21 protein-coding genes are annotated in these 22,911 nt (G+C 68.1%); 8 read left to right on the top strand and 13 right to left on the bottom strand.

Annotated features, from left to right (window positions below):
* Positions 1–10: 10 nt before the first annotated feature.
* The 3 genes from ACWDTI_RS26435 to ACWDTI_RS26425 are packed head-to-tail and all read left to right on the top strand — an operon-like array spanning position 11 to position 2,623.
* On the top strand, positions 11–949 hold the full coding sequence (locus ACWDTI_RS26435; RefSeq protein WP_449741110.1) for a metal ABC transporter solute-binding protein, Zn/Mn family: 939 nt from the start codon (positions 11–13) through the stop codon (positions 947–949).
* A gap of 4 nt (positions 950–953) precedes the next feature.
* The gene (locus ACWDTI_RS26430) at positions 954–1,757 is read left to right on the top strand and encodes a metal ABC transporter ATP-binding protein (protein ID WP_449741109.1); all 804 of its coding nucleotides are present in this window, start codon (positions 954–956) and stop codon (positions 1,755–1,757) included.
* Positions 1,754–2,623: a metal ABC transporter permease gene (locus tag ACWDTI_RS26425; RefSeq protein ID WP_449741108.1), complete on the top strand. Its 870-nt coding sequence runs from the start codon at positions 1,754–1,756 to the stop codon at positions 2,621–2,623. Before ACWDTI_RS26430 ends, ACWDTI_RS26425 begins: the two co-directional genes overlap by 4 nt.
* A 21-nt stretch (positions 2,624–2,644) precedes the next feature.
* On the opposite strand, the gene ACWDTI_RS26420 is transcribed toward ACWDTI_RS26425, so the two are convergent.
* Entirely contained in the window at positions 2,645–3,139 is a 495-nt protein-coding gene (locus ACWDTI_RS26420) for a DUF2599 domain-containing protein (RefSeq protein WP_449741107.1), read from the bottom strand.
* 40 nt (positions 3,140–3,179) lie between these two features.
* Here ACWDTI_RS26420 and ACWDTI_RS26415 point away from each other — a divergent pair, with 40 nt between their 5' ends.
* A complete protein-coding gene (locus ACWDTI_RS26415; RefSeq protein ID WP_449741106.1) occupies positions 3,180–4,310 on the top strand; it encodes a beta-mannosidase in 1,131 nt (376 codons plus the stop codon).
* Positions 4,311–4,316: 6 nt separating this feature from the next.
* On the opposite strand, the gene ACWDTI_RS26410 is transcribed toward ACWDTI_RS26415, so the two are convergent.
* Genes ACWDTI_RS26410 through ACWDTI_RS26395 form a run of 4 tightly spaced genes read right to left on the bottom strand, consistent with a single transcriptional unit; the run spans position 4,317 to position 10,946 of the window.
* A complete protein-coding gene (locus ACWDTI_RS26410; protein ID WP_449741105.1) occupies positions 4,317–5,975 on the bottom strand; it encodes a glycosyltransferase family 39 protein in 1,659 nt (552 codons plus the stop codon).
* A complete protein-coding gene (locus tag ACWDTI_RS26405) occupies positions 5,972–7,501 on the bottom strand; it encodes a glycosyltransferase (protein ID WP_449741104.1) in 1,530 nt (509 codons plus the stop codon). The genes ACWDTI_RS26410 and ACWDTI_RS26405 overlap by 4 nt, the downstream gene beginning before the upstream one ends.
* A complete protein-coding gene (locus ACWDTI_RS26400; protein WP_449741103.1) occupies positions 7,498–9,018 on the bottom strand; it encodes a hypothetical protein in 1,521 nt (506 codons plus the stop codon). The genes ACWDTI_RS26405 and ACWDTI_RS26400 overlap by 4 nt, the downstream gene beginning before the upstream one ends.
* Entirely contained in the window at positions 9,015–10,946 is a 1,932-nt protein-coding gene (locus tag ACWDTI_RS26395; protein ID WP_449741102.1) for a hypothetical protein, read from the bottom strand. Before ACWDTI_RS26395 ends, ACWDTI_RS26400 begins: the two co-directional genes overlap by 4 nt.
* A gap of 269 nt (positions 10,947–11,215) precedes the next feature.
* On the opposite strand from ACWDTI_RS26395, the gene ACWDTI_RS26390 reads away from it, so the two are divergent.
* Positions 11,216–12,016 (top strand): alpha/beta fold hydrolase, encoded by an 801-nt coding sequence (locus tag ACWDTI_RS26390; RefSeq protein ID WP_449741101.1) that lies wholly within the window; start codon positions 11,216–11,218, stop codon positions 12,014–12,016.
* A 3-nt stretch (positions 12,017–12,019) separates the two neighbouring features.
* Here the strand turns inward: ACWDTI_RS26390 and ACWDTI_RS26385 are convergent, their stop codons facing one another.
* The 7 genes from ACWDTI_RS26385 to ACWDTI_RS26355 all read right to left on the bottom strand — a co-directional run bounded on the left by ACWDTI_RS26385 (position 12,020) and on the right by ACWDTI_RS26355 (position 18,676).
* A complete protein-coding gene (locus tag ACWDTI_RS26385; RefSeq protein ID WP_449741100.1) occupies positions 12,020–13,588 on the bottom strand; it encodes a carboxylesterase/lipase family protein in 1,569 nt (522 codons plus the stop codon).
* Positions 13,589–13,660: 72 nt separating this feature from the next.
* Positions 13,661–14,425: a LamB/YcsF family protein gene (locus tag ACWDTI_RS26380; RefSeq protein ID WP_449741099.1), complete on the bottom strand. Its 765-nt coding sequence runs from the start codon at positions 14,423–14,425 to the stop codon at positions 13,661–13,663.
* 90 nt (positions 14,426–14,515) lie between these two features.
* Positions 14,516–15,469, bottom strand: a complete 954-nt coding sequence (rlmB, locus tag ACWDTI_RS26375) for a 23S rRNA (guanosine(2251)-2'-O)-methyltransferase RlmB (RefSeq protein ID WP_449741098.1) — start codon at positions 15,467–15,469, stop codon at positions 14,516–14,518.
* A 1-nt stretch (position 15,470) separates the two neighbouring features.
* Positions 15,471–16,865, bottom strand: coding sequence for a cysteine--tRNA ligase (cysS, locus tag ACWDTI_RS26370; protein WP_449741097.1), 1,395 nt, complete (start codon positions 16,863–16,865; stop codon positions 15,471–15,473).
* A gap of 11 nt (positions 16,866–16,876) precedes the next feature.
* Positions 16,877–17,341 (bottom strand): 2-C-methyl-D-erythritol 2,4-cyclodiphosphate synthase, encoded by a 465-nt coding sequence (ispF, locus tag ACWDTI_RS26365; RefSeq protein ID WP_449741096.1) that lies wholly within the window; start codon positions 17,339–17,341, stop codon positions 16,877–16,879.
* A complete protein-coding gene (gene ispD, locus ACWDTI_RS26360) occupies positions 17,338–18,144 on the bottom strand; it encodes a 2-C-methyl-D-erythritol 4-phosphate cytidylyltransferase (protein WP_449741095.1) in 807 nt (268 codons plus the stop codon). The genes ispF and ispD overlap by 4 nt, the downstream gene beginning before the upstream one ends.
* A gap of 43 nt (positions 18,145–18,187) precedes the next feature.
* Positions 18,188–18,676 carry a CarD family transcriptional regulator gene (locus ACWDTI_RS26355; RefSeq protein ID WP_449741094.1) on the bottom strand — a complete coding sequence of 163 codons (489 nt, stop codon included), beginning with the start codon at positions 18,674–18,676 and terminating at the stop codon, positions 18,188–18,190.
* A 351-nt stretch (positions 18,677–19,027) separates the two neighbouring features.
* Between ACWDTI_RS26355 and ACWDTI_RS26350 the strand changes: the two genes are divergently transcribed.
* Complete coding sequence (locus ACWDTI_RS26350) at positions 19,028–19,669, top strand: hypothetical protein (RefSeq protein WP_449741093.1); 642 nt, start codon at positions 19,028–19,030, stop codon at positions 19,667–19,669.
* Between the two features lie 66 nt (positions 19,670–19,735).
* The gene (gene radA, locus ACWDTI_RS26345) at positions 19,736–21,112 is read left to right on the top strand and encodes a DNA repair protein RadA (RefSeq protein ID WP_449741092.1); all 1,377 of its coding nucleotides are present in this window, start codon (positions 19,736–19,738) and stop codon (positions 21,110–21,112) included.
* Positions 21,113–21,117: 5 nt separating this feature from the next.
* Here the strand turns inward: radA and ACWDTI_RS26340 are convergent, their stop codons facing one another.
* The gene (locus ACWDTI_RS26340) at positions 21,118–21,666 is read right to left on the bottom strand and encodes a PaaI family thioesterase (protein WP_449741091.1); all 549 of its coding nucleotides are present in this window, start codon (positions 21,664–21,666) and stop codon (positions 21,118–21,120) included.
* Positions 21,667–21,737: 71 nt separating this feature from the next.
* Here ACWDTI_RS26340 and disA point away from each other — a divergent pair, with 71 nt between their 5' ends.
* Positions 21,738–22,820, top strand: coding sequence for a DNA integrity scanning diadenylate cyclase DisA (gene disA / locus ACWDTI_RS26335; RefSeq protein WP_449741090.1), 1,083 nt, complete (start codon positions 21,738–21,740; stop codon positions 22,818–22,820).
* The last annotated feature ends 91 nt before the right edge of the window (positions 22,821–22,911 follow it).

Raw genomic sequence — 22,911 nt, 5'->3', positions numbered from 1 at the left:
AAGGTGGGTCATGAACCGACGAACCCTGTGGTCGATGCTCGCCGTCCTCGGCGCCGGCATCCTCGTGCTGGCCGGGTGCTCGGGTGGCGGCGATGACAAGTCAGGCGACTCGGGCGGCAAGCCGACCGTGGTCACCTCCACCGACGTGTGGGGTGCCGTCGCATCCGCCGTCGCCGGCGACGCCGCCTCGGTGACCTCGCTCTACACCACCGCCGACGGCGATCCGCACGAGTTCGAGCCGTCGGCCGCCGACACCGCGAAGATCGCCGACGCCGACGTCGTCGTCCTCAACGGCGGCCACTACGACCAGTACATGGAAGATGCGATCAGCGGATCGGACGCCACGGTGGTCAACGCATACGACCTGCTCTACGGCGAGCACGCCGAGGACCACGACTCCGACGATCACGGCGCGCACAACGAACACGTCTTCTACGACCTGTCCGTCGCCGGGCTGGTGGCCACCAAGGTCGCCGACGCGCTCGCCACCAAGGATCCCGCCGGCGCCGACACCTTCCGGGCCAACGCCACGACGTTCAACACCCAGATCACCGAGCTGCGCGGTCAGCTGGCCGGCATCAAGAAGGCGCACGACGGCACCAAGGTCGCGCAGACCGAACCGCTGGCCGGCTACCTGCTGACCGAGGCCGGGCTCGTCGACATCGCACCGGAGTCCTTCACCGCCGCCGTCGAGGACGGACAATCGCCGTCGGCCGCCGACCGCGCCGCCATGGAAGACCTCCTGCGGTCACACACCGCGCACGCGCTGATCTACAACACCCAGGCGGTCGATCCGGTGACCGAGGCGTTGCTGTCGGTGGCGAAGTCTGCCAACGTTGCGGTGGTGAAGTTCTCCGAGACCCTGCCCGACGGGGTCACCAGCTACATCGACTGGCAGCGCAGCCAGATCGAGTCGTTGTCCTCGGCATTGGCCGCACCGGCGTCGTAGCACGATGACCACAGCCCCCGCCCCGGTCGCCGAGTTCCGGCACGCCCGACTCGCCTTCGGCAGCCGAATCCTCTGGGACGACCTCGATCTCGCCATCGCGCCCGGCGAGTTCATCGCGGTCCTCGGCCCCAACGGCTCCGGCAAGACCTCGTTCCTGCGCACCCTCCTGGGCCAATATCACCTCACCGCAGGCGAACTCGCGGTCAATGGGGTCATCGGCTACATCCCCCAGCAACATGCCGACGACTCCGATCCGATGGCCCTGCGCGGCCGCGATCTGGTCGGCTTCGGAGTCGACGGAAACCGTTGGGGTATCGGTCTTCTCGGACGCAAGCGGAGGCGCCGGATGGTCGACGCGGCGCTCGACGAGGTCGGGGCCCGGGCCTATGCCGACGCCCCCCTCGGTCTGCTGTCCGGTGGTGAACAACAACGACTGAGGGTCGCGCAGGCGCTGACCGGAGACCCGGCGCTGCTGCTGTGCGACGAACCGCTCGCCAGCCTCGACCTGGCCAACCAGGAACTCGTCGTCGAACTGATCGACACCCGACGACGCACCGCGAACACCGCCGTCGTGTTCGTCACCCACGAGATCAATCCCGTTCTGCCGTATGTGGACCGGGTGGTCTACCTGGTCGACGGCCGATTCCGGATCGGCAGACCCGATGCGGTGATGACCACCGAGACGCTGTCGGAACTGTACGGCAGCCAGATCGACGTCATCCGGGTCAACGGGCGACTCGTGGTCCTCGGCGGTGAGGACGCCCACCACTGCGTCGACCATTCGATCGAGGAGACCCACCCCCAGTGACCTCGACCTCGTTGGCCGCCAAGCTCAATTTCACCGATTTCTGGAACTTCTCGCTGACCGCCGATCTGCTCGGCCGCGACTTCGTCATCCAGGCGATGATCGCGATGGCGCTCCTCGGCCTGCTCGGCGGCGTCCTCGGACCACTCATCGTGGCGCGGCAGATGTCGTTCGCGGTGCACGGGGTGAGCGAGTTGTCGGTGACCGGTGCCGCCGCCGCCCTGCTCGCCGGGGTCAGCTTCAACATCGGCGGGGTGATCGGCGCGGTGATCGCGGCGGCGGTCTTCGGCTATCTCGGAAACCGTGCACGCGAACGGGATTCGGTGATCGGTGTGGTCATGGCGTTCGGCCTGGGCCTCGGCGTGCTGTTCCTGTCGCTGTACGGACGTACCGGAACCGGCTTCGCGCTGCTGACCGGCCAGGTCGTCAGCGTCGGTCTCGGCGGGCTGACCGCCATCGCCATCACCACCGTCGTCGTCCTCGTCGGGATGGGGATCATCTACCGCCCCTTGTGGTTCTCGTCGGTCGACCCGCGTGCCGCCGAGGCGCAGGGTGTGCCGATGCGGACGCTGTCGGTGGTGTTCGCGATCCTGATGGCGCTCGCGTGTGCGCAGAGCGTGCAGGTGATCGGGGCGCTGCTGGTGATGTCGCTGATGATAACCCCGGGCGCGGCGGCCGCCCGCCTGACCGCGAATCCCGTTCGTGTGGTGGTGCTCTCGGTGCTGTTCGCGGAGATCGCCGCCGTCGGCGGACTCATCCTGTCGCTGGCGCCGCGCCTCCCGGTATCGGTGCTGGTGACCACGATCTCGTTCGTGATCTACGTGATCTGCCGGTGGGTGGGCAGCCGACGGACGTTCGTGACGCGCTGAGCCGGACGCACCCGCCGGCACCTATTCCTCGGGACCGCCGGGATTGCAGCGGGTGGCGATCATCTCCTCGTCGCTGACCACCGGCCGCCACGGTTCGATGTTCCAGCTCGGCTTGTCGGGTTCGGCGGCCCTCGCATAGTTCCAGTGGCAGTCGAATTGCGCACGCATGCCGGGGGTGTCGGCGTCCGGTGCCTGCCGCAGCACCTCGGCCCAGGCGGCCGCCATCGCGGTGTCGGCCTCCGTGCGCCGGCCCGAAGTCGTCGGGTAGATCTGCAAGCTGCGGCCGAGCGTGGTCTGCACCCACTGAACGTGGTCGATGAACGGCGCCGGGTAGACGGCCGCGGAAGTCGCCGACGACGTGCTGACCGTCGACGTGCCGACCGTGGACGTGCCGACCGTCGATGTGCCGACCGTCGACGAGGACACCGGTGCGGTCTCCGGGCCGGCGGTCCCGCATGCCCCGCACAGGACCGCCGCGACCAGCCCCGCGCACACGGTCGTCCTCGGTCCGCCCATGGTCCGAACATAGCGGGTGCCGCCCGGTACCCTCCGAAAGGTGCAGCGGCGATCCGCGTCCCTTCTCGTCGGCGGTCTGTGCGTCCTGATGTCGGGTGTTCTCGCACTCGCCGGGTGTGCGCCACAGTCACCGACCGACCAACACGGCCCGTCCACCACTCACGCGTTCGCCGGGCGGGTCTCGACCACGGCGACGGGACTGATGCTCGACGGCACCCTGTGGTGGCCGACGGGATTCGACGCCTACCAACTCGGTACCGACTGGTCGGTGAACAAGGGCTGCGGCGGCCCGGTGGATCTCGACGCCTACTTCGCCGCCCTGCCGCCCCGTGCCCTGACGCGCTTCGACCTGTTCGCCTCCCTGGCCGCCGACCGCGACACCGGACTTCCGTCATACGGTCCGTTGGACGCCGTCTTCGCCGCCGCGCAGCGCCACGGGCAGATGGTGCTACCCGTCCTCACCTCCAACGAGGGCGCATGCGAGAACAACATCTTCAAGGATCGGGCGTGGTACGTGAGCGGGTGGACGAAGGCGCCGTCGAAGGGGGCCGTCTCGTTTCAGACCTGGCTGCGGACGGCGATCGAACGCTGGCGCGACGAACCCGCCCTGGCGGGTTGGGAGCCGGTCGGCGAACCCGAGGCGAGCGTCTGCAATCGAAAAGACTGCTCCTGGCAGAACCGCAGCTGCCCGTCCGACGCCGCGCACGTCCTGCGGACCTTCTTCGACAACGTCGGCAACGAGATCCGCGCGCTCGACGACCGGCACCCGATCTTCTCCGGCCTCGCCGGTGGCGACCAGTGCGGCATCGCCGCCGGCGACTACGCCACCGTGGGCTCGTCGTCGGGGATCGACGTCCTCGACTTCCACGACTACGAGCAGGACGCCAGTCTCCCGGGAGAGGGCGCCAACAGCCTGCAGGCGAGGCTCAAGATCGCGCAGCGACTGTCAAAGCCGTTGATCGTCAACGAGATCGGAATCGAGGCCGGTGCGTGCCTGCCGGTCGGGGAGCGCGCCGACCGTATCCGGGAGAAGATCGCGGCGCAGCGGAAAGCGGGCACCGCAGGCGCGCTGCTGTGGGCATTCGTCCCCGATGCGCGCGCCGCCGAATGCACCTTCGACATCGGCCCCGCGGACCCCCTATGGGAGGTGGTCAGAGAGTCCGTCCGGTGATCGCGGTCAACGGATCACCCGATACAGCCGCCACTTCGGAAGATCCGCACCCTGATTGCGCGCCTCGAGCACCAGCGATCCGATCCCGGCCCCGTTCTCGTAGAGCGTCGGGAACCGCGTGTTGAGTGCATCGGAGACGCCACGCCCCTCGTTGGGAACCGCGAGCATGTACTGGACGCCATTGGCCGCGGGGTCGTTGAGGATGTTCGTGAAGTCCTGATCCGACGGGATGACGTACTGTTTCGGCCGCGCGGAGCGCACCACCACCGCGAACCCGTAGACGGTGTCGCACAAGATACTTCCGTCGGGTAGGCCCAGCGAATCGAGGTACTCCGACAACGCTCTCTCGGTGGAGAAAGAGCGCGCCACCCGGCTGGCGTCCAGGTACGTCTGGTCGGTCGAATCGGGACGCGGTACCACCACCGCCGTGAGTTCGTATTCCTGTGGCGCGTACTTCGGCGACGTCATACCCCAGGTGGCGGAGCTGATCGCGACGACCATCGACAGTGCCGCGACGACCCCCACCACCGAATACCACACGGGATACTGTGCCCATCTCGAGACCGGACGGGGGTCGGCATGGCGGCCGGGCCGACGGAACGGGACCGGTCGTGTCGAGGGAACCGACAGCAGAGCGACGATCGCCGCCAACGGGATCACGGTGATGTAGAAACGCAGGAATCCGAAGGTGGAACCCCGGGCGTAGCTGATCGTCTGGAACAGCAGGACGGCACCGATCACCGCAACCGCCGCCATCAGCGGATAGAGCCGTCGCCGTCGGAACCGGACCAGGAACACCATGACGAGCACGATGGGGAGCAGCGGCGGCAGCAACGCGAGTTCGGTCAGCGAGAAACCCAACGCCCTGGCGGCGGTGTCGGAACCGGAGCCACCCGACTGCTCCACGATCGAGGAGTTCCCGTACTCGGAGGCGAACTGGGCGAAGAAGTTCCCGGAGATCAGCCAACTTGTGAAGGCCCAGAGAAGAAACGCCGTCGCGCTGGGTGCGGCGACGATGAACATGTCCATGATCGCCCGCTGCACCCGCCGCCGCGGATCCCGGCGGCGGTAGGACACGACCGCGACGAAGATGCCCGCCGCGAACGCGGCGGCGGTTCCGTCGTACCGCGTGAGGTAGGCCAGTGCCAGCGCGACCCCGGCAACGACCAGTTCATGCACATCGTCGGTATCCACCCACCGGATCAGCCGCCGGATCGCCCAGACCAGGAAGAAGATGTACGGCGCCTCGCTCATCCCGTTGGCCCCGTAGAAGAGGATCATCGGGTTGACCACGTAGCACACCGTCACGGAGACGCCCAGCCAATACGGCACTCCGCGGTCACGCGCGATACCCGACAGCTGCACCACCGACCCGGCCATGAACGCCGACGACATGATCACGCCCGACACGGCGTCGGCGGTCATCGGCTGCCACCACGGCGCGAAGGCGACGAGGGGGAGCTGCGCCACCGTGGTGAGCGGCGTGAAGATGAAACCGATGGCCGCCAGGTGCGGATCGCGGCTGAACAGGACGGCCTGCGCGGACTGGACACGGGACAGCGCGTCGCCGATGAAGACCTGCTGTCCGATCGTCAGATACAGGCCGAACGCACAGTAGACGATCCACGCCACCACGAACAGGGCGATCACCTGGCGCCGGGTCATGAGGCGCTCGCGATGTCCGAAGTCGACGACTCGTCCTCCGACGTCGAGGATGCCAGCCCGTGGAAGGTCTTCTCCCAGTACGACGGATTGAGCAGGAGCTGCCACATCCCCTTGATCGCCGCCACACTCATCAGCAGCCAGTACACCGGGACGATCAATGCCGGCCAGAACAGATCGTCGCGGCCGTCTTCACGAATCGCGATGAGATTCATGTAGATCGCGGCGCCGTTGCCGAAGATGAGCGAGATGAGGGCCAGGTAGTAGATGGGCCCGGGGAACAGAGAGGCGATGACCGCGGGCTGTCCGGCGATCCACACCAGCAGGATCATCCAGAAGATCATGTTCACGCACGCGATGAACGGGGTTCCGGCGATCAGCAGGGTGAAGCGGTAGACCGGCACCGGGCCAAGGGTTCTGAGCAGTTCTCGGGGTCGGCGCATGTGGACCAGCCACGTCTGCATGTAGCCCTTGTACCAGCGGGATCGTTGCCTGATCCAGTTGATCGGGTCGATGTTGGCCTCCTCCAACGTCACCGAGTCGATCACCGCCGTGCGGTACCCGCGCGCGGCGATCCGCACTCCGAGGTCGGCGTCCTCGGTGACGTTGAACGGATCCCAGCCGCCGATCCGTTCGAGGACATCGCGCCGGAAGTGATTCGACGTGCCACCCAACGGGATCGGCGACCGCACCGACATGATCCCGGGCAGCAGGTAGCCGAACCAGATGCCGTAGTCCGCGGTGAACCAGGCGGTGAGGATGTTGTCGGTGGCGTTGTGGAAGCTGAGCTTGCCCTGAATACAGACGACGTCGTCATCGCTGTCGCTGAATGCCTTTGCCACCCTGCGCAATTGCAGCGGATCGGGCTTGTCTTCGGCGTCGTAGATGGTGACCAGCTCGCCGGTGGCGAAGTGCAGACCGTAGTTGCAGGCCTTCGGCTTGGTCCGCGGGTCGGCGGGCGGCACGAGAACCACGGCCACCATTGCCGAGGCGGCCACCGTTTCGGCCGCGGTGATCGTCGCTTGGTCGTCGGCCTCGAGCAGTAGCAGTACCTGGAGTTTGTCGGCGGGATACTCGAGGGCCTCCATGTTGGCGATCAGGTCGCCCACCACCTCCGGCTCGTTGTATGCCGGGACCAGAACCGTGTAGCGCGGCAGATCCTCGTCCGATATCTCACGGGCGGCCTCATCGCTGATTCTCATGGCGCCGTTGACGAGTCCGCGCCGGAAGATGAGCAGGCGGTCGGCCAGCGCGAGGATGTAGACGACCGTCATGATCGAGACGAAGGTCGCCGCGGTGCCGACGGGGGCGAGGATGAAGGCCACGACCATCACCGCGAGCAACGCGAACCCGATGATCTTCTGCGTGCGCGTGAAGGCCACCGATGCCGACATCTCCGGCCAACGCTCACGAAGGCCGTTCACCGCATCGTGCAGAGCGGCGTCGCGAAAGTCCCTGTCGTCGAGCCGTTCCGGCACCGGGCGGCCGTCGTCGCCGGGCCGCGACATCTCCTCACTCGGGCGGCTCATCCGACCGCTCGTTCCGTCGGCGCAACCTGCGCGTTGATCAACGAAGTGGCGCACTCCACCAACAGGTCCCGGTCCTTGAACACCGGGGTCAGGTCCTCGGTGACCGAGTTACCGCGCAGCAGCACCGTGACGAACGAATTCAGGTTGCGCCACAACACCAATTCAGGTGCGGGAAAGTACGCGTCGGGTTCGTGGTTGTCCACCGACAGCAGTGAAACCTGTTGCGCCGACGACCCGTTGTTCCACCGCCACAGCAGTCGGTTGTAGGTGAGGAACCGGCGGTCATCGACGATGGTCTGTAACTGGCCGGTCACGCCGTGCGGCAGCGCCACCGGCTCCGGGGCGCTGAACCGGTCGCCGACCACGTCGTAGTCGAGGATGACGCCGTAGACGTCGAGGGTCATCGGCCGTGGCGTGGCGATCACGTCGGCGACCACTTTGCGGGGACGGGCATCTTTGTCGAATCGTATGTCGCCTTCCGTCTGTTCCAGATTCTGGCGGGCGGCGACCGACCCGGGGCCGTAGACGTCGACGACGTCGAACGGGGTGATCGAGGTCTGTCGCCAGCCGTCGGTCACGATGAGCGGCGGGGAGGTGTTGAGTCCGCTCACGGTCGGGCCAGGTCTCGGATGAACCGAAGGCACCGGCACGAAGTGCACCAGCAGGCCGACCAGGGCCACGAAGATCGCCGCTCGCGCCACCGCCGGCGCGGTGAGCGGATTCACCGGACGATTCAACGGGCGCAGCGAGTGCCACCGACGGCGGTAATCGACGTACATGATCACCCCGGTGACGAACACACAGCCGATCGACGGAACCCATTGGTAGACAATCGGTGACGCCTCGGGGAAGAACACGGTGAGCCCCGCCAGCAGTGCGATCCCCACGACCGCGGCGATCGCGGCACCGGCCAGTGCCCGTCGCGGGGTGCGGCCCACCGCGATTGCCGCCGCCACCACCGCGATCAACAGTGTCACCACACCGACGCTCAGCCGGGAGACGCCGAGGGACAGCACCACCAGTCGATAAGGCGCCGGGAAGATCGACAGCAGCAGGAACCACATCCAGCGGTACCGGGCGACGGGCCGCAGCCCGAACAGCATGATCGCCCCGCCGAGCAGGAACAACCACAGCGACAACAGATCCAGATGCAGCAGCAGGTAGGTCGATTGGTAGCGGGGAGTCAGCAGCGCCTGGAAGCAGACGGCGAGGATCAGGACGATGACACCGACGATCACATCGGTCTGCCGGTCGTAGATCGGGAGTTCGTCACCCTGGCGCAGACCGATCCCGACGGCCGCCATCAACGAGAGCACCACCGCCGCCGGGATATACGTGACGAGCGTGGGGACACGGAACTCGATGGCCAAGGCCGCCAGGGTGTGCCAGTAGGCGAACACCGTGATCACGGCGAGGAACACCCAGCGGAGGGCGGCGCGGACCACGACATTCGACCGCATCGCGTCGCCGATGCGACGGCGTTCGACCGGCTGATCGGGCGCAACGACGGTCATCATTGCCCGCGTCGTCGCAACGTGAACACCACGATGGCGATGGCGATCAGTACGCCGATCACGGCGAGGATCGCCGCGACGATGGCCGCGGCGCTCATCGACGAACCACTCTCCTGTGCCGACGACGTCTCGCTGCTGCCGACGAAGACCGGATCCCGGTTCGCGACCTTGAGCATCGCGTCCCCGTTGAGCGCCGCCCAGCGATCCGGGTCGGCGTGGAGCCAGGCCAGGGCCCCGTCGAGATCGGCGGGATCGTTGGTCGAGGTGGCCACCAGAACCGTGCGGTCGTCGGCCCGCGCCACCTGCAACGCGCCGAAGCCGACCGCCGGCGTCAAGGTGACGTCGGACTTCTGCCCGGACGCATCGGTGACGGTGATCTGTCCGGAGTCGGCGGTGACCGGAAGCTCGATGTCCGGGAGATCGGCGCCGTCCGCGGAGATCAGCACCGCGGGCGCAGTGGCGGATCCGGCGTCACTCATGCTCACCACGTCGACGCCGAGCGGCACCGCCGACAGGTGTTGCAGGCCGGTCATGATGCTGACCGCGCGTGACACGTCGGCGACGTCTCCCTTGGTCCAGGCCAGATCCATCCGCGGCATCAACGCCTGCGGCAGTGACTGGAATCCGGACGGCACGGGCGGATCGGCCCGCTCCGAGGTGATCTCGCCGGCCGCCGACAGGCTGAGCGTGGTGCGATACCCGTCGCCGCAGCCGTTGCGGGTGTCGCCACGCTCCACCCGTACGCGGAGTTCGGTGTAGCGGCGCACCACGTCGTCGGGGATGCTCACCCAGCGGTCGATGGTGCCCGACGCATCGGTCTCCCACGAGTCGATCACCCGGGTACCGACCCAGACCGACACGCGGCCGCCGCTGTTGTCGGGTGGCGGGGTGTAGGAACCCGTCAGTTGCACGCGGATGTTCTTCGACGGGCGCCCCATCCGGGACTGGTCGATGCCGATCGTCAGGCTCGGCCATGCCGCGGAGGTCACCTCCTGGTCTGCCACACCGAGATCCGCGAGCGTCTGCACGTCCGGTGGCAGTTGTGGGGCCTCGTACAGCTGTCCCGGGACGGCCTTCGATGCGAGCGCGATCGGTTCCAACGACGAGGTCAGGAACTGCACCTGGGCCAGCAGGGACGACTCGGCGCCACCGATCGACAGGTACGGACCGCCCGGCCCGTTCTGCAGCGTCAGCCCTTCCGGGGCGTCCTTGCTGATGACGATCTGCCGCTCCAACGCGCCGGGACGCTGGGTGGGGGTCATCGATGACCGTGGGAGCGAGGCGGTTTCGACGTCGACGGGCGCGGTGCCGTAGTGCGCGACGACCGCGGTCGCCAGGGTGACTGCCGCTTCGCCCTCGGTCTGGGTGACGTCGGACGGGATATAGATCGTGAGCTTGCGCAGGATCGGTTGGAGGAAGTCGGCGACGGTGGTCGGCGCGGCCTCCGTCCCGGAGTAGGTGATGGCCGTGTTGACGATGCGGAAGGCGTCGTCGGGATCGAACTGGCAGGTGGCGTCGGTCCGCAGGTAGGACCGCACGGTGATGTCGGCGGCGTTGCGGTCGACCGTGACGCCCCGCAGCGGCAGCACGATCCGCGCGTTGGGTGCGGTGTTCACCGGAGTGCGCGACAGCAGGCGATTGCCCTGAAGGACGTCGACGAACCCCGATGTCACATACGCGGGTAGCACCGTGGTGCCGGTGAGGGTGTCGGGTGTCAGATCTGCCGGCACGGGTATCGACAGGCTGATCTGTCCCTGCTCGCCCGGCAGGGTGAGGGTGGAGTCCAGACCGATGTCGCGCAGGCTCATCGGCGGCGGTGTGTCGCCCGGGGCCGTCGACGCGGGGCCGTCGACGATTCCCGACAGTCCGGCAACGAGCAACGTGCTTGCCGCGACGGCACCGATCACTCGCCACCACCGGAACGCCTGCATGTCAGATCCTCCACCATGTCGAAGGTCGTCACCCGCGACATGGGGTCGTGTCGCGATGTTTCGACTGCATGAATGTCCTGAACCGCGCGTGGGACCCCGATCCCTGTCGTTTGCCGACCTAACGGCGCCCGTCTGTAAAGCTAGACCACGGATTGGCCGTTGTCCGGCGGTTGACATCGCACCGAGACGTTGGACCGCGGTCCGGTTCGTTTCGGATTCGAGTCACAACCGTTTCCCATCACTGACCGCGTTTCTGCACACTGGTCGAGGTGGCCAATGTGCAGACCGGGACGATGATCGACGGTGGCGTCTATACCGACGTCGCCGGGCGCCGCATCTGGCACTTCCGCGACGGCGATCCCTCGGGTCGGCCGACGGTCCTGTTGCACGGCGCGTTCGGGTCGGCGTCGTCGTGGGCCGCCCAGATCAACGATCTGACCGGCGCGGGATTCGACCTCTACGTGCCCGAACGCAGCGGGCACGGCCATTCACCCGACCACCCGGGTCCGTTCAGCTTTGCCGACATGACCGCGGAGACGATCGCCTATCTCGAGCAGGAGGTGGGCGGGCCGGCGAATCTCGTGGGATGGGTCGACGGCGCGGTGATCGCCCTGCTGGTCGCGCGCGAACGCCCGGATCTGGTGGATCGCATGGTCGTCGTCGCAAACTACCTCAACAGCAGCGGTCGCGACGCCGACGAGTTCCTTCGTCACATCCGCGATCGCAATCCGCAGACAGTGAACTACCTGCGCAACGGGTACGCAGCGGTATCACCCGACGGCGCAGGGCATTTCGACGATGTCATGGACAAGACACTCACCATGCTCGAGGTCGAGCCGGAATATGCGCTGAGCCAGTTCGCCGCGGTGACCACGCCGACCCTGGTGGTCGCCGCCGACCGGGGCGTGGTGCGGCTGGAACATGCGCTGGCCATGTTCCGCACCCTGCCGAGAGGCCGGCTCGCCGTCCTGCCGGGCACGCACATCCTGCCCTTGGAGTCACCCGAACTGTTCAACCCGCTCGTGATCTCGTTCCTCGCCGCCGACCCGCCGAGCGATTGGGGGCCGTAGGCCCTACCCCGCCACCGAATCCCGCTGCTCGGGTAAGGCGTGCACTCGACTCCACGCTTCGCGCCGACGACCCTCCGGGTCGACCTCGATCCGGTCGGGGTCGTCGATGATGAGGACCTTGCGGTCGTGGTCGTAGGTCGGCCAGCCGACCCCGGGAACACCGCCCGCGGCGAACGCACCCCACCGCTCCTGGACGTCGGTCATGACACGCCCCGTCGAGCGCCAGTCGCCGACCGCGAGCCCGGCGCCCAACGCCGTCCGGTAGGCACCGAAGACCGCGAACAGCTCGGTGGCGTGCGTGGCCCGGACGCCGGCCGCCGCGAGAAGCCGGGTGTGGAAGTCGTAGCGGTAGACGTAGGTGGGGGCGACCGCAGCGTGTCCGGCGGCGAACGCCGTCATCGGACCCCAGAAGACGGCGTCCCCGGTCAGCTCGATGCGGTCACGGTCGCCGTCGTAGAGCGCCGACAGCTCGGTGCGAGCCTGCTCGTCATCCACTCGCAGGAGCGTCTTCTCGGCGTCGGGCAGGACGTTCCACAGCTTGGTGAACAGCAATCCCTCGTCGTGGTTGCTGCCGACCATCAGCGGCACGGGCAGCGTCTTGCCCCGCGAGGCCGTCTCGAGCGGCGACGACGGCAGGTAGGTGCCGTCGATCACCGGGGCGAACGGCACCGTCTCCGCGGTGTCGGCGTGCATCGCATACTTCATCAGGCGGTCACCGGCGCGATGGATCTCCCGCGGTGACGAGCGCGCCAGCAGCCGCTGCGCATCCTCGGGCGCGAGACGTTCCGCGTTCACGGCGCCGCTGCCGGTCCGCCGTTCCGGATCGCGCAGCAGGCGCAGGAACTCGTCGGCGTAGGTCCGGGCCGAGTCGGCGGTGACGATCAGCTCGCACGCCGGGCTCTCGGCGATCCCCCGCGCGAACAGGCCCTCGGCGGCCGGGGTGGACAGCAGTGTGACGACGGCCGATCCGCCCGCGCTCTCGCCGAAGACCGTCACGTTGGCCGGATCGCCGCCGAAGGCCGCGATGTTGCGCTGCACCCATTGCAGCGCAGCCACCTGGTCTTTCAATCCCAGATTGGAGTCATATGTCCGCTCGTCGGTGGAGTAGGCCGACAGATCGAGGTAACCGAACGGGCCGAACCGGTACTGCACGGTCACCACGATCACGTCCTGGCCGCGGGCCAGCAGCGACCCTTCGTACAGCGGTGTCGCCGCGGTGCCCAGGATGTAGGCACCACCGTGGATGAAGACCATCACCGGACGGGGCCTCGACGACGGCCGGTCGGGGGCATACACGTTGAGCGTGAGGCAGTCCTCGCTCATCGGCTGGTACTTGCCCGGCGCGACGGCGACGAACCGCTTCTCCTGGATTCCCGCCTTCCCGAAACGGGAGCAGTCGCGGACGCCCGGCCACGGATGAACCGGCTGCGGGTCCCGGAACCGGTCACCGGCGACCGGCGGGGCAGCAAACGGGATCCCCTTCCAGCTGATGGTGCCGCGGCGGCTGCGTTTGCCGCGCGCCCCCTCGACGATGCCATCGGCCGTGGTAACCCTGCTATCGGTCGTTGTCATGATGACTACCATAGCCCGCTCTCCGAACGGGGTGTGTGGCCCACGCCACTTCGCTGTCCGAGCAGCCCTGCGTCAGTGCGCGGCGACGACGATCCCGGCGTCGTCGAGCGAGCGCCGTACCGCACGGGCGTGCTCGACGGCACCGGGCGTGTCTCCGTGCAGACACACCGATGCGGCGTCGATCCGGATCACCGACCCGTCCGACGCCGTCACCGTGCCCTCGACGACCAGCGTCACGACGCGGTGCGCGATCTGCGCGGTGTCCGAGAGCACCGCACCGCTCTCCGACCGCGGCACCAGGGTTCCGTCCGGCCGGTATGCGCGGTCGGCGAACGCCTCGGTGATGACCGGTATGCCGGCCCGTTCGGCGAGTCGCAGCGACAGCGAGTCGGGCAGACCCATCAGCGGCAGCCGCCCGCCGTATTCGGCGACGGCGTCGATCACGGCCTTCGCCTGGCGGTCGTGCGCGACAATCGAGTTGTACAGCGCCCCATGCGGTTTCACGTAGGTGACCGATGTCCCCGCGGACCGGGCGATGGCGTCGAGGGCGCCGATCTGATAGAGGATGTCGGCCGTCAGGGCGGCGGGATCGACGTCCATGAAGCGTCGCCCGAAGTTCTCCCGGTCGGGGTAGGAGACCTGGGCGCCGACGCGGACGCCGGCGGCGGCCGCCGCCCGGCACGTCGCCAGCAATTCGGCCGGCGTGCCGGCATGGAAACCGCAGGCGACGTTCGCACTGGTCACGAGTCCGAGCATGGCCTCGTCGTCGCCGACACCCTCGCCGAGGTCGGCGTTCAGGTCGACGATCAGGCCGGACGAACGTTGCGTGACTGCCACTCCTCCGAGTGTATGGGCGGCACCAGGACGATGTTGCGATCCGGCCCGGGGATCGGGCCGGAGCACGACCTCCGCGGAAGTCCCGCCCGTCTACTGTCGCCGCTGGCGCGCGAACTCGGCGAGCACCACGCCGGCGGCGACCGACGCGTTCAGGCTCTCCACGTCACCGGCCATCGGGATGGACAGGATCGAGTCGCAGGTCTCGCGCACGAGCCGCGACAGGCCCTTGCCCTCGGACCCCACGACGATCACCGTGGGGCCGGTGCCGTCGTACTCGTCGAGCGTGACGTCGCCGTCGGCGTCCAGCCCGACGAGCTGGGCTCCCGACGCAGCCCAATCCTTCAGTGTGCGAGTGAGATTCGACGCCTGGGCGACGGGCAGTCGTGCGGCCGCGCCGGCACTGGTCCGCCACGCCACCGCGGTGACGCTCGCGCTGCGGCGCTGCGGGATGACCACACCGTGACCGCCGAATGCGGCCACCGACCGGATCACCGCACCGAGGTTGCGTGGGTCGGTGATGTTGTCGAGGGCCACCAGCAACGGCGCAGTGCCGCTGTCCCTCGCCGCCTGCATGAGGTCGTCCGGGTGCGCGTAGGAATACTCCGGCACCTGCAGAGCGACGCCCTGGTGCAAACCGTTGGCGGACAGCCGATCCAGCTCTCCCTTGCCGACCTCGAGGATCGAGATGCCCTTGTCGCCGGCGAGTTTCGCCGCCTCCGCAACCCGCTCGTCGGGTTCGGACGTGGTCACCAGATAGAGCGCGGTGGCCGGGACCCCGGCCCGCAGACACTCCAGAACCGGGTTGCGTCCCAACACGTATTCGGGACCGTCGTCCTTGTGGTGCCGTGCGCCGCCACGTCCGGCCACGGACTTCCCGGCGGCCTTGGCCCGCTTGTGGGCGACGTGGTACGGACGGTCGACGGCCTTCGGGGTGGCGCCGCGGCCTTCGAGTCCGCGACGACGCTGCCCGCCGGAACCGACGGTCTGCCCCTTCTTGGAGCCCGACTTGCGCACCGCGCCTTTGCGTTTGGAGTTACCCGCCATGTCAGGACGCTCCCTTCAGCGACCACTGCACACCGTCCGGGGTGTCGGTGACCTCGATTCCGGCCTCCGACAGGCGATCCCGCACGGCATCGGCGGTGGCCCAGTCCTTGTCGGCGCGTGCCTGCGCGCGCCGGGCCAGTTCGGCACGCACCAGCACGTCCAGCGCGGAATGCGCGGCGGAGTCGTCGGTGTCGGTGTCGGCCCAATGGGGATCGAGTGGGTCGACGCCCAGCACGCCCATCATGCCGCGCACCGCGGCGGCGGCGGCCAGCGCACCGGCCCCGTCACCGGACTCCAGCGCGGTATTCCCTTCGCGCACAACGTTGTGGACGACGGCGAGCGCCGCGGGCACGGCGAGGTCGTCGTCGAGTGCGACCGCGAATGCGTCGGGCACCTCGCCGATCGCCACCTCGCCGACACGCGAGGACACCCGGTGCACGAACGACTCGACCCGCCGATACCCGGCCGCGGCCTCGGTGAGCGCACCCTCGGAGTATTCGAGCATCGACCGGTAGTGCGCGCTGCCGAGGTAGTAGCGCAGTTCCACCGCGCGGATCCGTTGCAGCATCGCCGGAATGGCGACGACGTTGCCGAGTGACTTGCTCATCTTCTCGCCACCCATGGTGACCCACCCGTTGTGCAGCCAGTAGCGCGCGAACGGGTCCCCCGCACCGTGCGCCTGGGCGATCTCGTTCTCGTGATGCGGGAAGATGAGATCCATTCCGCCGCAATGAATGTCGAACTCCGGACCGAGCAGCGACGTGGCCATCGCGGAGCACTCCAGGTGCCAGCCCGGTCGTCCCCGACCCCACGGGGTGGGCCACGACGGCTCACCGGGCTTCTCCGCCTTCCACAGGGTGAAGTCCCGGGGATCACGCTTGCCGGTGCCGGCACTCTCCCCCTGGTGTACGTCGTCGAGTTTGTGGCCCGACAGCGACCCGTAGTCCGGCAGACTCCGCACGTCGAAGTAGACGTTGCCGTCGGCGGCATACGCGTGCCCTCGCTCGATGAGCCGCTCCATGTATTCGATCATCTGCGTGACGAAGCCGGTGGCACGGGGCTCGCCGGACGGCGGCTGCACACCCAGCGCGTCGTAGGCATCGGTGAACTCGCGTTCGTGGGTCGCCGCCCATTCCCACCACGGCCGGCCGGCCTCATCCGCCTTGCTGAGGATCTTGTCCTCGATGTCGGTGACGTTGCGGACGAACCACACGTCGAGACCCTGGTATTCGAGCCAGCGACGCAAGATGTCGAAGGCGATGCCGCTGCGCACGTGCCCGATGTGCGGCACTCCCTGAACCGTCGCGCCGCACAGGTAGACCGTCGCACGGCCGGGGTGCAGCGGCGTGAAGTCGCGCACCTCTCGGGTGGCGGTGTCATACAAGCGCAGGGTCACGACGTGCGATCTTACCTGCTCAGCAACAGCGCAGTGGCCACCGCGGCGACACCTTCACCGCGCCCGGTCATCCCCAGGCCGTCGGTCGTCGTCGCCGACACCGAGACCGGCGCGCCGAGCGCGGCACCGAGCACCCGCTGTGCCTCGTCGCGGCGGGGCCCGATCTTGGGCCGATTGCCGATCACCTGCACGGCGGCGTTGGCGACGGTGAATCCGGCCGCGGCGACCAGTTCCCGCACATGTTCGAGCATCGCCACCCCGGACACGCCCGCCCACTCCGGGCGGCCGGTGCCGAACACCGAACCGACGTCACCGAGACCGGCCGCCGAGAGCACCGCGTCGCAGAGCGCGTGGGCGCCCACATCGCCGTCGGAATGCCCTTCGCACCCGGGCGTGTCGGGGAAGTGCAGGCCGACCATCCAGCAGGGTGTGTCCGGGTCCACGCGGTGCGCGTCGGTTCCGATGCCGACCCTCATGGGAGCCTCCGATCCTCGGCGTGGGAGCGGTCTCGTTGCACCGACTCCTTCGTCGCCCGGCTTACCCGACCCACCGGATACGTCTCCTCGCTGCGCTCGTCGACTACTAGACCGGCGGAGAATCCCTCGGCCAGCACGTCGCGGGCGATACGCAGATCCCACGGCGTGGTGATCTTGAAGGCCAGCGGGTCGCCGGGGACGAGATGCACGTCGATACCGCACCGTTCGGCGAGCCCGGCGTCGTCGGTGGCGAGCCCGGAGTCGTCGGCATGTGCGCGCAGCAGCGCATCGCGCGTGAAGCCCTGCGGCGTCTGGACGGCACGCAGCAGGTCGCGGTCGACGGTGGCGACGACGGTCTCGGCTCCGACGGGCGAATCCTGCGCCACCGGATCGATCTGTTTGAGGGTGTCGGCGACGGGCAGACCGGGCACCACAGCGCGGTGACCTGCACGGACGGCGCCGACGACGCGGCCGAACACACCGGCGGGCACCAGAGGGCGCGCGGCGTCGTGCACCAGCACGATGTCCGCATTCGGCCCGAGCGCTGCGATTCCCGCCCGGACCGACTCCGATCGATGCGCGCCGCCTGCGACGATGACCGCATCCGGCACCAGACGCTGCGCCTCGCCGATCAGGTCGGCGGGCACCACCACGACGATGGTGTCGGCCACCGCGGCATCGACGATCCCCGCCACGCACACCTCGAGGATGCTGCGGCCGTCGAGATCGACGAATGCCTTGGGGATCGACTCACCGAGCCGCGTGCCGGAACCCGCGGCCGGAACGATCACACCTACCGACACGCGCACCCCACCACGGGATGCAGCGGCGTGGTCACGTGATGCGTCAGGACGCGGCGGCGAGAACCTCGTCGAGAATGCTCGTCGCCTTCTCGTCGTCGGTGTTCTGCGCCAGCGAGAGCTCGTCGACAAGCACCCGACGGGCGCGGGTCAGCATGCGCTTCTCCCCCGCCGACAGGCCACGGTCCTGCTCGCGACGCCACAGGTCACGCACGATTTCGGCGACCTTGATGATGTCGCCCGAGATGAGCTTCTCCTGGTTGGCCTTGAAGCGGCGCGCCCAGTTGGTCGGCTCTTCGGTGTGCGGTGCGCGGAGCACCTGGAACACCTGGTCGAGACCCTCTTCACCCACGACGTCGCGAACTCCGACGTACTCCAACTTCGATGAGGGGATCTGAACGGTCATGTCACCATCGGCAACTTTGAGAACGAGATATTCGACCTGTTCTCCCTTGATGGTCCGAGTCACGATGTCTTCGACTCGAGCAGCACCGTGATGGGGGTAGACAACGGTGTCGCCAACTTTGAAGTTCAATGTTCCATGCCCCTTTCGAGTAGACCCAGTCTAGCACGGGCGTCCGAAGGGGCCCACACAACGGTGCAGGTCAACGCGCTGTACCGTCCGGTTGGGCACCCCCGGGAGGCGTCACGGACCAGCGGAAAGCGCTGCGTGATCGCTCGCACAGTGCCCCCGTTCGACGCCCTTTCGCCGGCCTCGGGTCACGGTGTCCGCGACCGGCGCCCGGACGTCGGCGAGGCGCCGCCCCGACACGGATACGGGATCAATCTGGCACCCCGTCGGACTTTTCCGGCCACCGCCCACTACGCTGCGTAGTGCAGGGTTCGCGTGATGGCTGATCGGCCTTTGATGACCTGGGAGGAACGGGTGTCTGTGCTTCGGAAAACCGCTCGGCGTTCGGCCGGCAGCGCAACCAAGGCCGCAGCGGTTGCGGCGTTCGGCATCGCGGTCGCACTCGGGACCTCGGCATGCGGCGCGGGTCAGATCTCGCAGACCGCCAACCAGGAGCCCGCCGTCAACGGGAACTACGCCAACGTCGGTGAATTGCAGCTGCGCGACGTCCAGATCATCTACCCCACCGACAAGGCCGACGAGGTCTTCGGTAACGGCGGCCCCTTCGACGTCGCCTTCGTGATCAACAATCTGAGCCAGACCGTCGAGGACCGCCTGCTCGGCATCACCGCACCGGACGGCGGCACGGTCACGATCACCGCCACGGGCGACGGCACCAAGATCCCCCCCGGCCAGGCGCTTCGCGCCGGCAAACCGGCCGGTCTGCTGCTGCCCGAGGAAGTGCAGGACAAGACCGAAGAGCAGCGCATCACCGTGGTGCTCAACAACGCCGGCGACAGTGTCGCCGCGGGCCTGACGACTCCGTTGCAGTTCCGCTTCGAGAAGGCCGGCACGGTGACGGTCCGCACGCCGGTCGACGCGAGTGGGCTCGCCGAGCGTCAGGACCAGGTCCGCGAGGCCGAAGCACCGGCCGACGAGCATTCCGGCGGTCACTGAGCAGCCGAGCGCCGTCGTGCCATCCGGCATGACCGGTTGTCGGTAGCCGCACCTACTCTGTCCGACGTGGCCAGATCCAAGTCCTCGTTCCGCTGCAGCGCCTGCGGCCACGCCGTGGCCAAGTGGGTGGGCCGCTGCCCCGAATGCGGTGAATGGGGCTCGATCGACGAGGTCGCCGCGGCGACGACGCGGCCGAACGGGGTCGGGGGCATCACCCCCACCAGTCCCGCCCGCCCGATCACCGAGATCGACGCCAACTCGTCGGCGGCCCTGCCGACCGGCATCGCCGAACTCGACCGGGTTCTCGGCCGGGGCGTGGTGCCCGGGTCGGTGATCCTGCTCGCCGGTGAACCGGGTGTCGGAAAATCCACCCTGCTGTTGGAGACGGTCAAGCACTGGGCGCAGGGCGGCCGAACCGCGCTCTACCTGACGGGAGAGGAATCCGCCGGGCAGGTCCGGATGCGGGCCGAACGAACCGGTGCTGTGCACGAGAAGGTCTATCTCGCCGCCGAATCCGACCTCGCGACCATCCTCGGACACGTCGACGCGGTGAATCCGTCACTGGTGGTGGTGGATTCGGTGCAGACCGTGGTGGCGACCGGATCCGACGGCGTGACCGGCGGTGTCACCCAGATCCGCGCCGTCACCACCGCGCTGGTGTCGCTGGCCAAGAACCGCGGGATCGCGGTGATCCTGGTGGGTCACGTCACCAAGGACGGCGCGGTCGCCGGTCCACGATCGCTCGAGCATCTCGTGGACGTCGTGCTGAGCTTCGAGGGTGACCGGCACTCGACTCTGCGCATGGTGCGCGGCATCAAGAACCGCTTCGGCGCGGCCGACGAGGTCGGCTGCTTCGAACAGCGCGACGACGGCATCCATCAGGTCACCGACCCGTCGGGAATCTTTGTCCATCAGCGCGATTCGGATGTCACCGGCTCGACGGCGATGGTGGCGATGGACGGCAAGCGCGCCCTGGTCGGCGAGATCCAGGCGCTCGCGAACAAGAGCCCCATGCCCACACCCCGGCGGGCGGTATCCGGACTGGATTCGGCGCGGGTGGCCATGGTGCTCGCGGTGCTGCAGAACCGCCTCGGCGCACCGCTGGGCGACCACGAGATCTACGCCGCCACCGTCGGCGGTATGCGCGTCACCGAGCCGGCCGCCGATCTGGCCATCGCACTGGCGGTCTCGTCGGTGATGAACCAGACGCCGGTCCCGCACACCACGGTCGCGATCGGCGAGGTCGGCCTGGCCGGTGAGGTCCGGCGCGTGTCCGCGGTCGCCCGGCGCGTCGCCGAGGCCAAGCGGCTCGGCTTCCGCCACGCCATCGTCCCGGCAGGGACCGACGAGAAGTTGCCGTCGGGCATCCGGGTCAGCCGCGTCGGCGACCTGCATCAGGCCGTTCGCGCCGGAATGGTCAGTGTGGTCGAAACGTCGTTCTGACGGCCCTACGGCCGCGACAGCCTCGCCTTGTACTCGTCGCCGAGTCGACTGTTCTCGAGGTGGTCGGCGAAGTGCTCACGGGCGTTGATGGTCACGAAGATGCCGTGTGCGGTCGCCACCGGCTTGTCCGGATCGCCGAGGTGGCCGACCGCCTCGACATAGATCTTGCGACGCTGACGCCCGAGCAGTGTCGCGGTGAACTGCAGTGTCGAACCGATCGGGATGGGCAGTTGATAGTCGATCTCGAGGTGAACGGTCACCGCGGACGGCCCGACCAGGAGCGGCACCATGCCCATCACGTCGTCGAACGCGGTCGCGAGCACGCCACCGTGGATCACACCGGGGCCACCCTCGAAACGTGGCGCCACGTCCATCGTGGCGGTCACCGCGAAGTCCTCGCCGGCGAACATCTGCAGGTGCAGTCCCTCGACCGACTCCTCACCGCAGCCGTAGCAGAGCGGATTGTGCATCCGCATCCGTTCGCCGGGCGCGACCGCCTTGGGATGCCGCTCGACGGGATCAAGGTCAGAGGGGACCACGAAACTGCTCTTCACGTCCCGTTACCCTAGGGCATGCGCGTGTCCGAGCCGATGTGGCCAGGCCGCCTGCCGCAGAAGAGGAACAGATGGTCGAGATCGCAAAGTCCGAGCTGACCCGCGAGACGCTCGCCCGGGTCGCCCCCGGCAGCGGGCTGCGCGACGGCCTCGAACGCATCCTGCGCGGCGGGACCGGCGCGCTCATCGTGCTCGGTCACGACTCCGACGTCGAGAAGATCTGCGACGGCGGCTTCCACCTCGATGTCGAGTTCGCGCCCACCCGACTGCGTGAGCTTGCGAAAATGGATGGCGCCGTTGTTCTTTCGACCGACGGCAAGCGGATCGTGCGAGCGAACGTGCAACTGGTGCCGGATCCGTCTATCCCGACGGAGGAGTCGGGGACGCGGCATCGGGCGGCCGAGCGCACGGCGATCCAGACCGGCCACCCGGTGATCTCGGTGAGCGCGTCGATGTCGATCGTGTCGGTCTACGTCGACGGGGCCCGGCGCGTCGTGGAGAGCCCGGACCCGATCCTGTCGCGCGCCAACGTCGCACTCGCCACACTCGAGCGCTACAAGCTCCGCCTCGACGAGGTGGTCGCGCAGCTGTCGCGAGCCGAGATCGAGGACTACGTCATGTTGCGCGACGCGATCGTCACGGCGCAGCGGATGGAGATGGTGCGCCGAGTGTCGGTGGAGATCGACGAGTACGTTCTCGAACTCGGCACCAACGGCCGGCAGGTGAGTCTGCAACTCGAGGAGCTCATCAACGACCTCGACACCATGCGGGAGCTGCTGGTCCGCGACTACTACGCGAGTCCGGAGCCCGCCACCACCGATGAGGTCCGGCAGGCCCTGGAGACCGTCGAGCACCTGTCCGACACCGACCTGCTCGACCTGACGCTACTGGCCGGTGCGTTCGGCTACCCCACGACCATGGAGGCGCAGGACACCGCGATGAGTCCGCGCGGCTACCGCATGCTGGCCCGCATCTCGCGGCTGCAGTTCGCCCACATCGACCGGCTGGTCCGATCCTTCGGCACCCTGCAGGCGCTGCTCGCAACCAGCGCCGCCGACCTGCAGGCGGTCGAGGGCATCGGCAGCATCTGGGCGCGGCACATCCGCGAGGGGCTGTCCCGGCTGGCCGAGACGAGTATCGAGCGCTACGACTAGCCTAGATTTTTCGCGCTGATTCGGGCTGATTGTGTTGGGGCCTGAATTGTGTTGTGGTCTGTAGTTTTCGGTGTTTGGGTGCGTAGTGATG

Source organism: Gordonia sp. NPDC003424, from assembly GCF_053588655.1.
The sequence above is the reverse complement of the archived record's forward strand: the minus strand, read 5'-3'. Positions and strand labels throughout refer to the sequence as shown.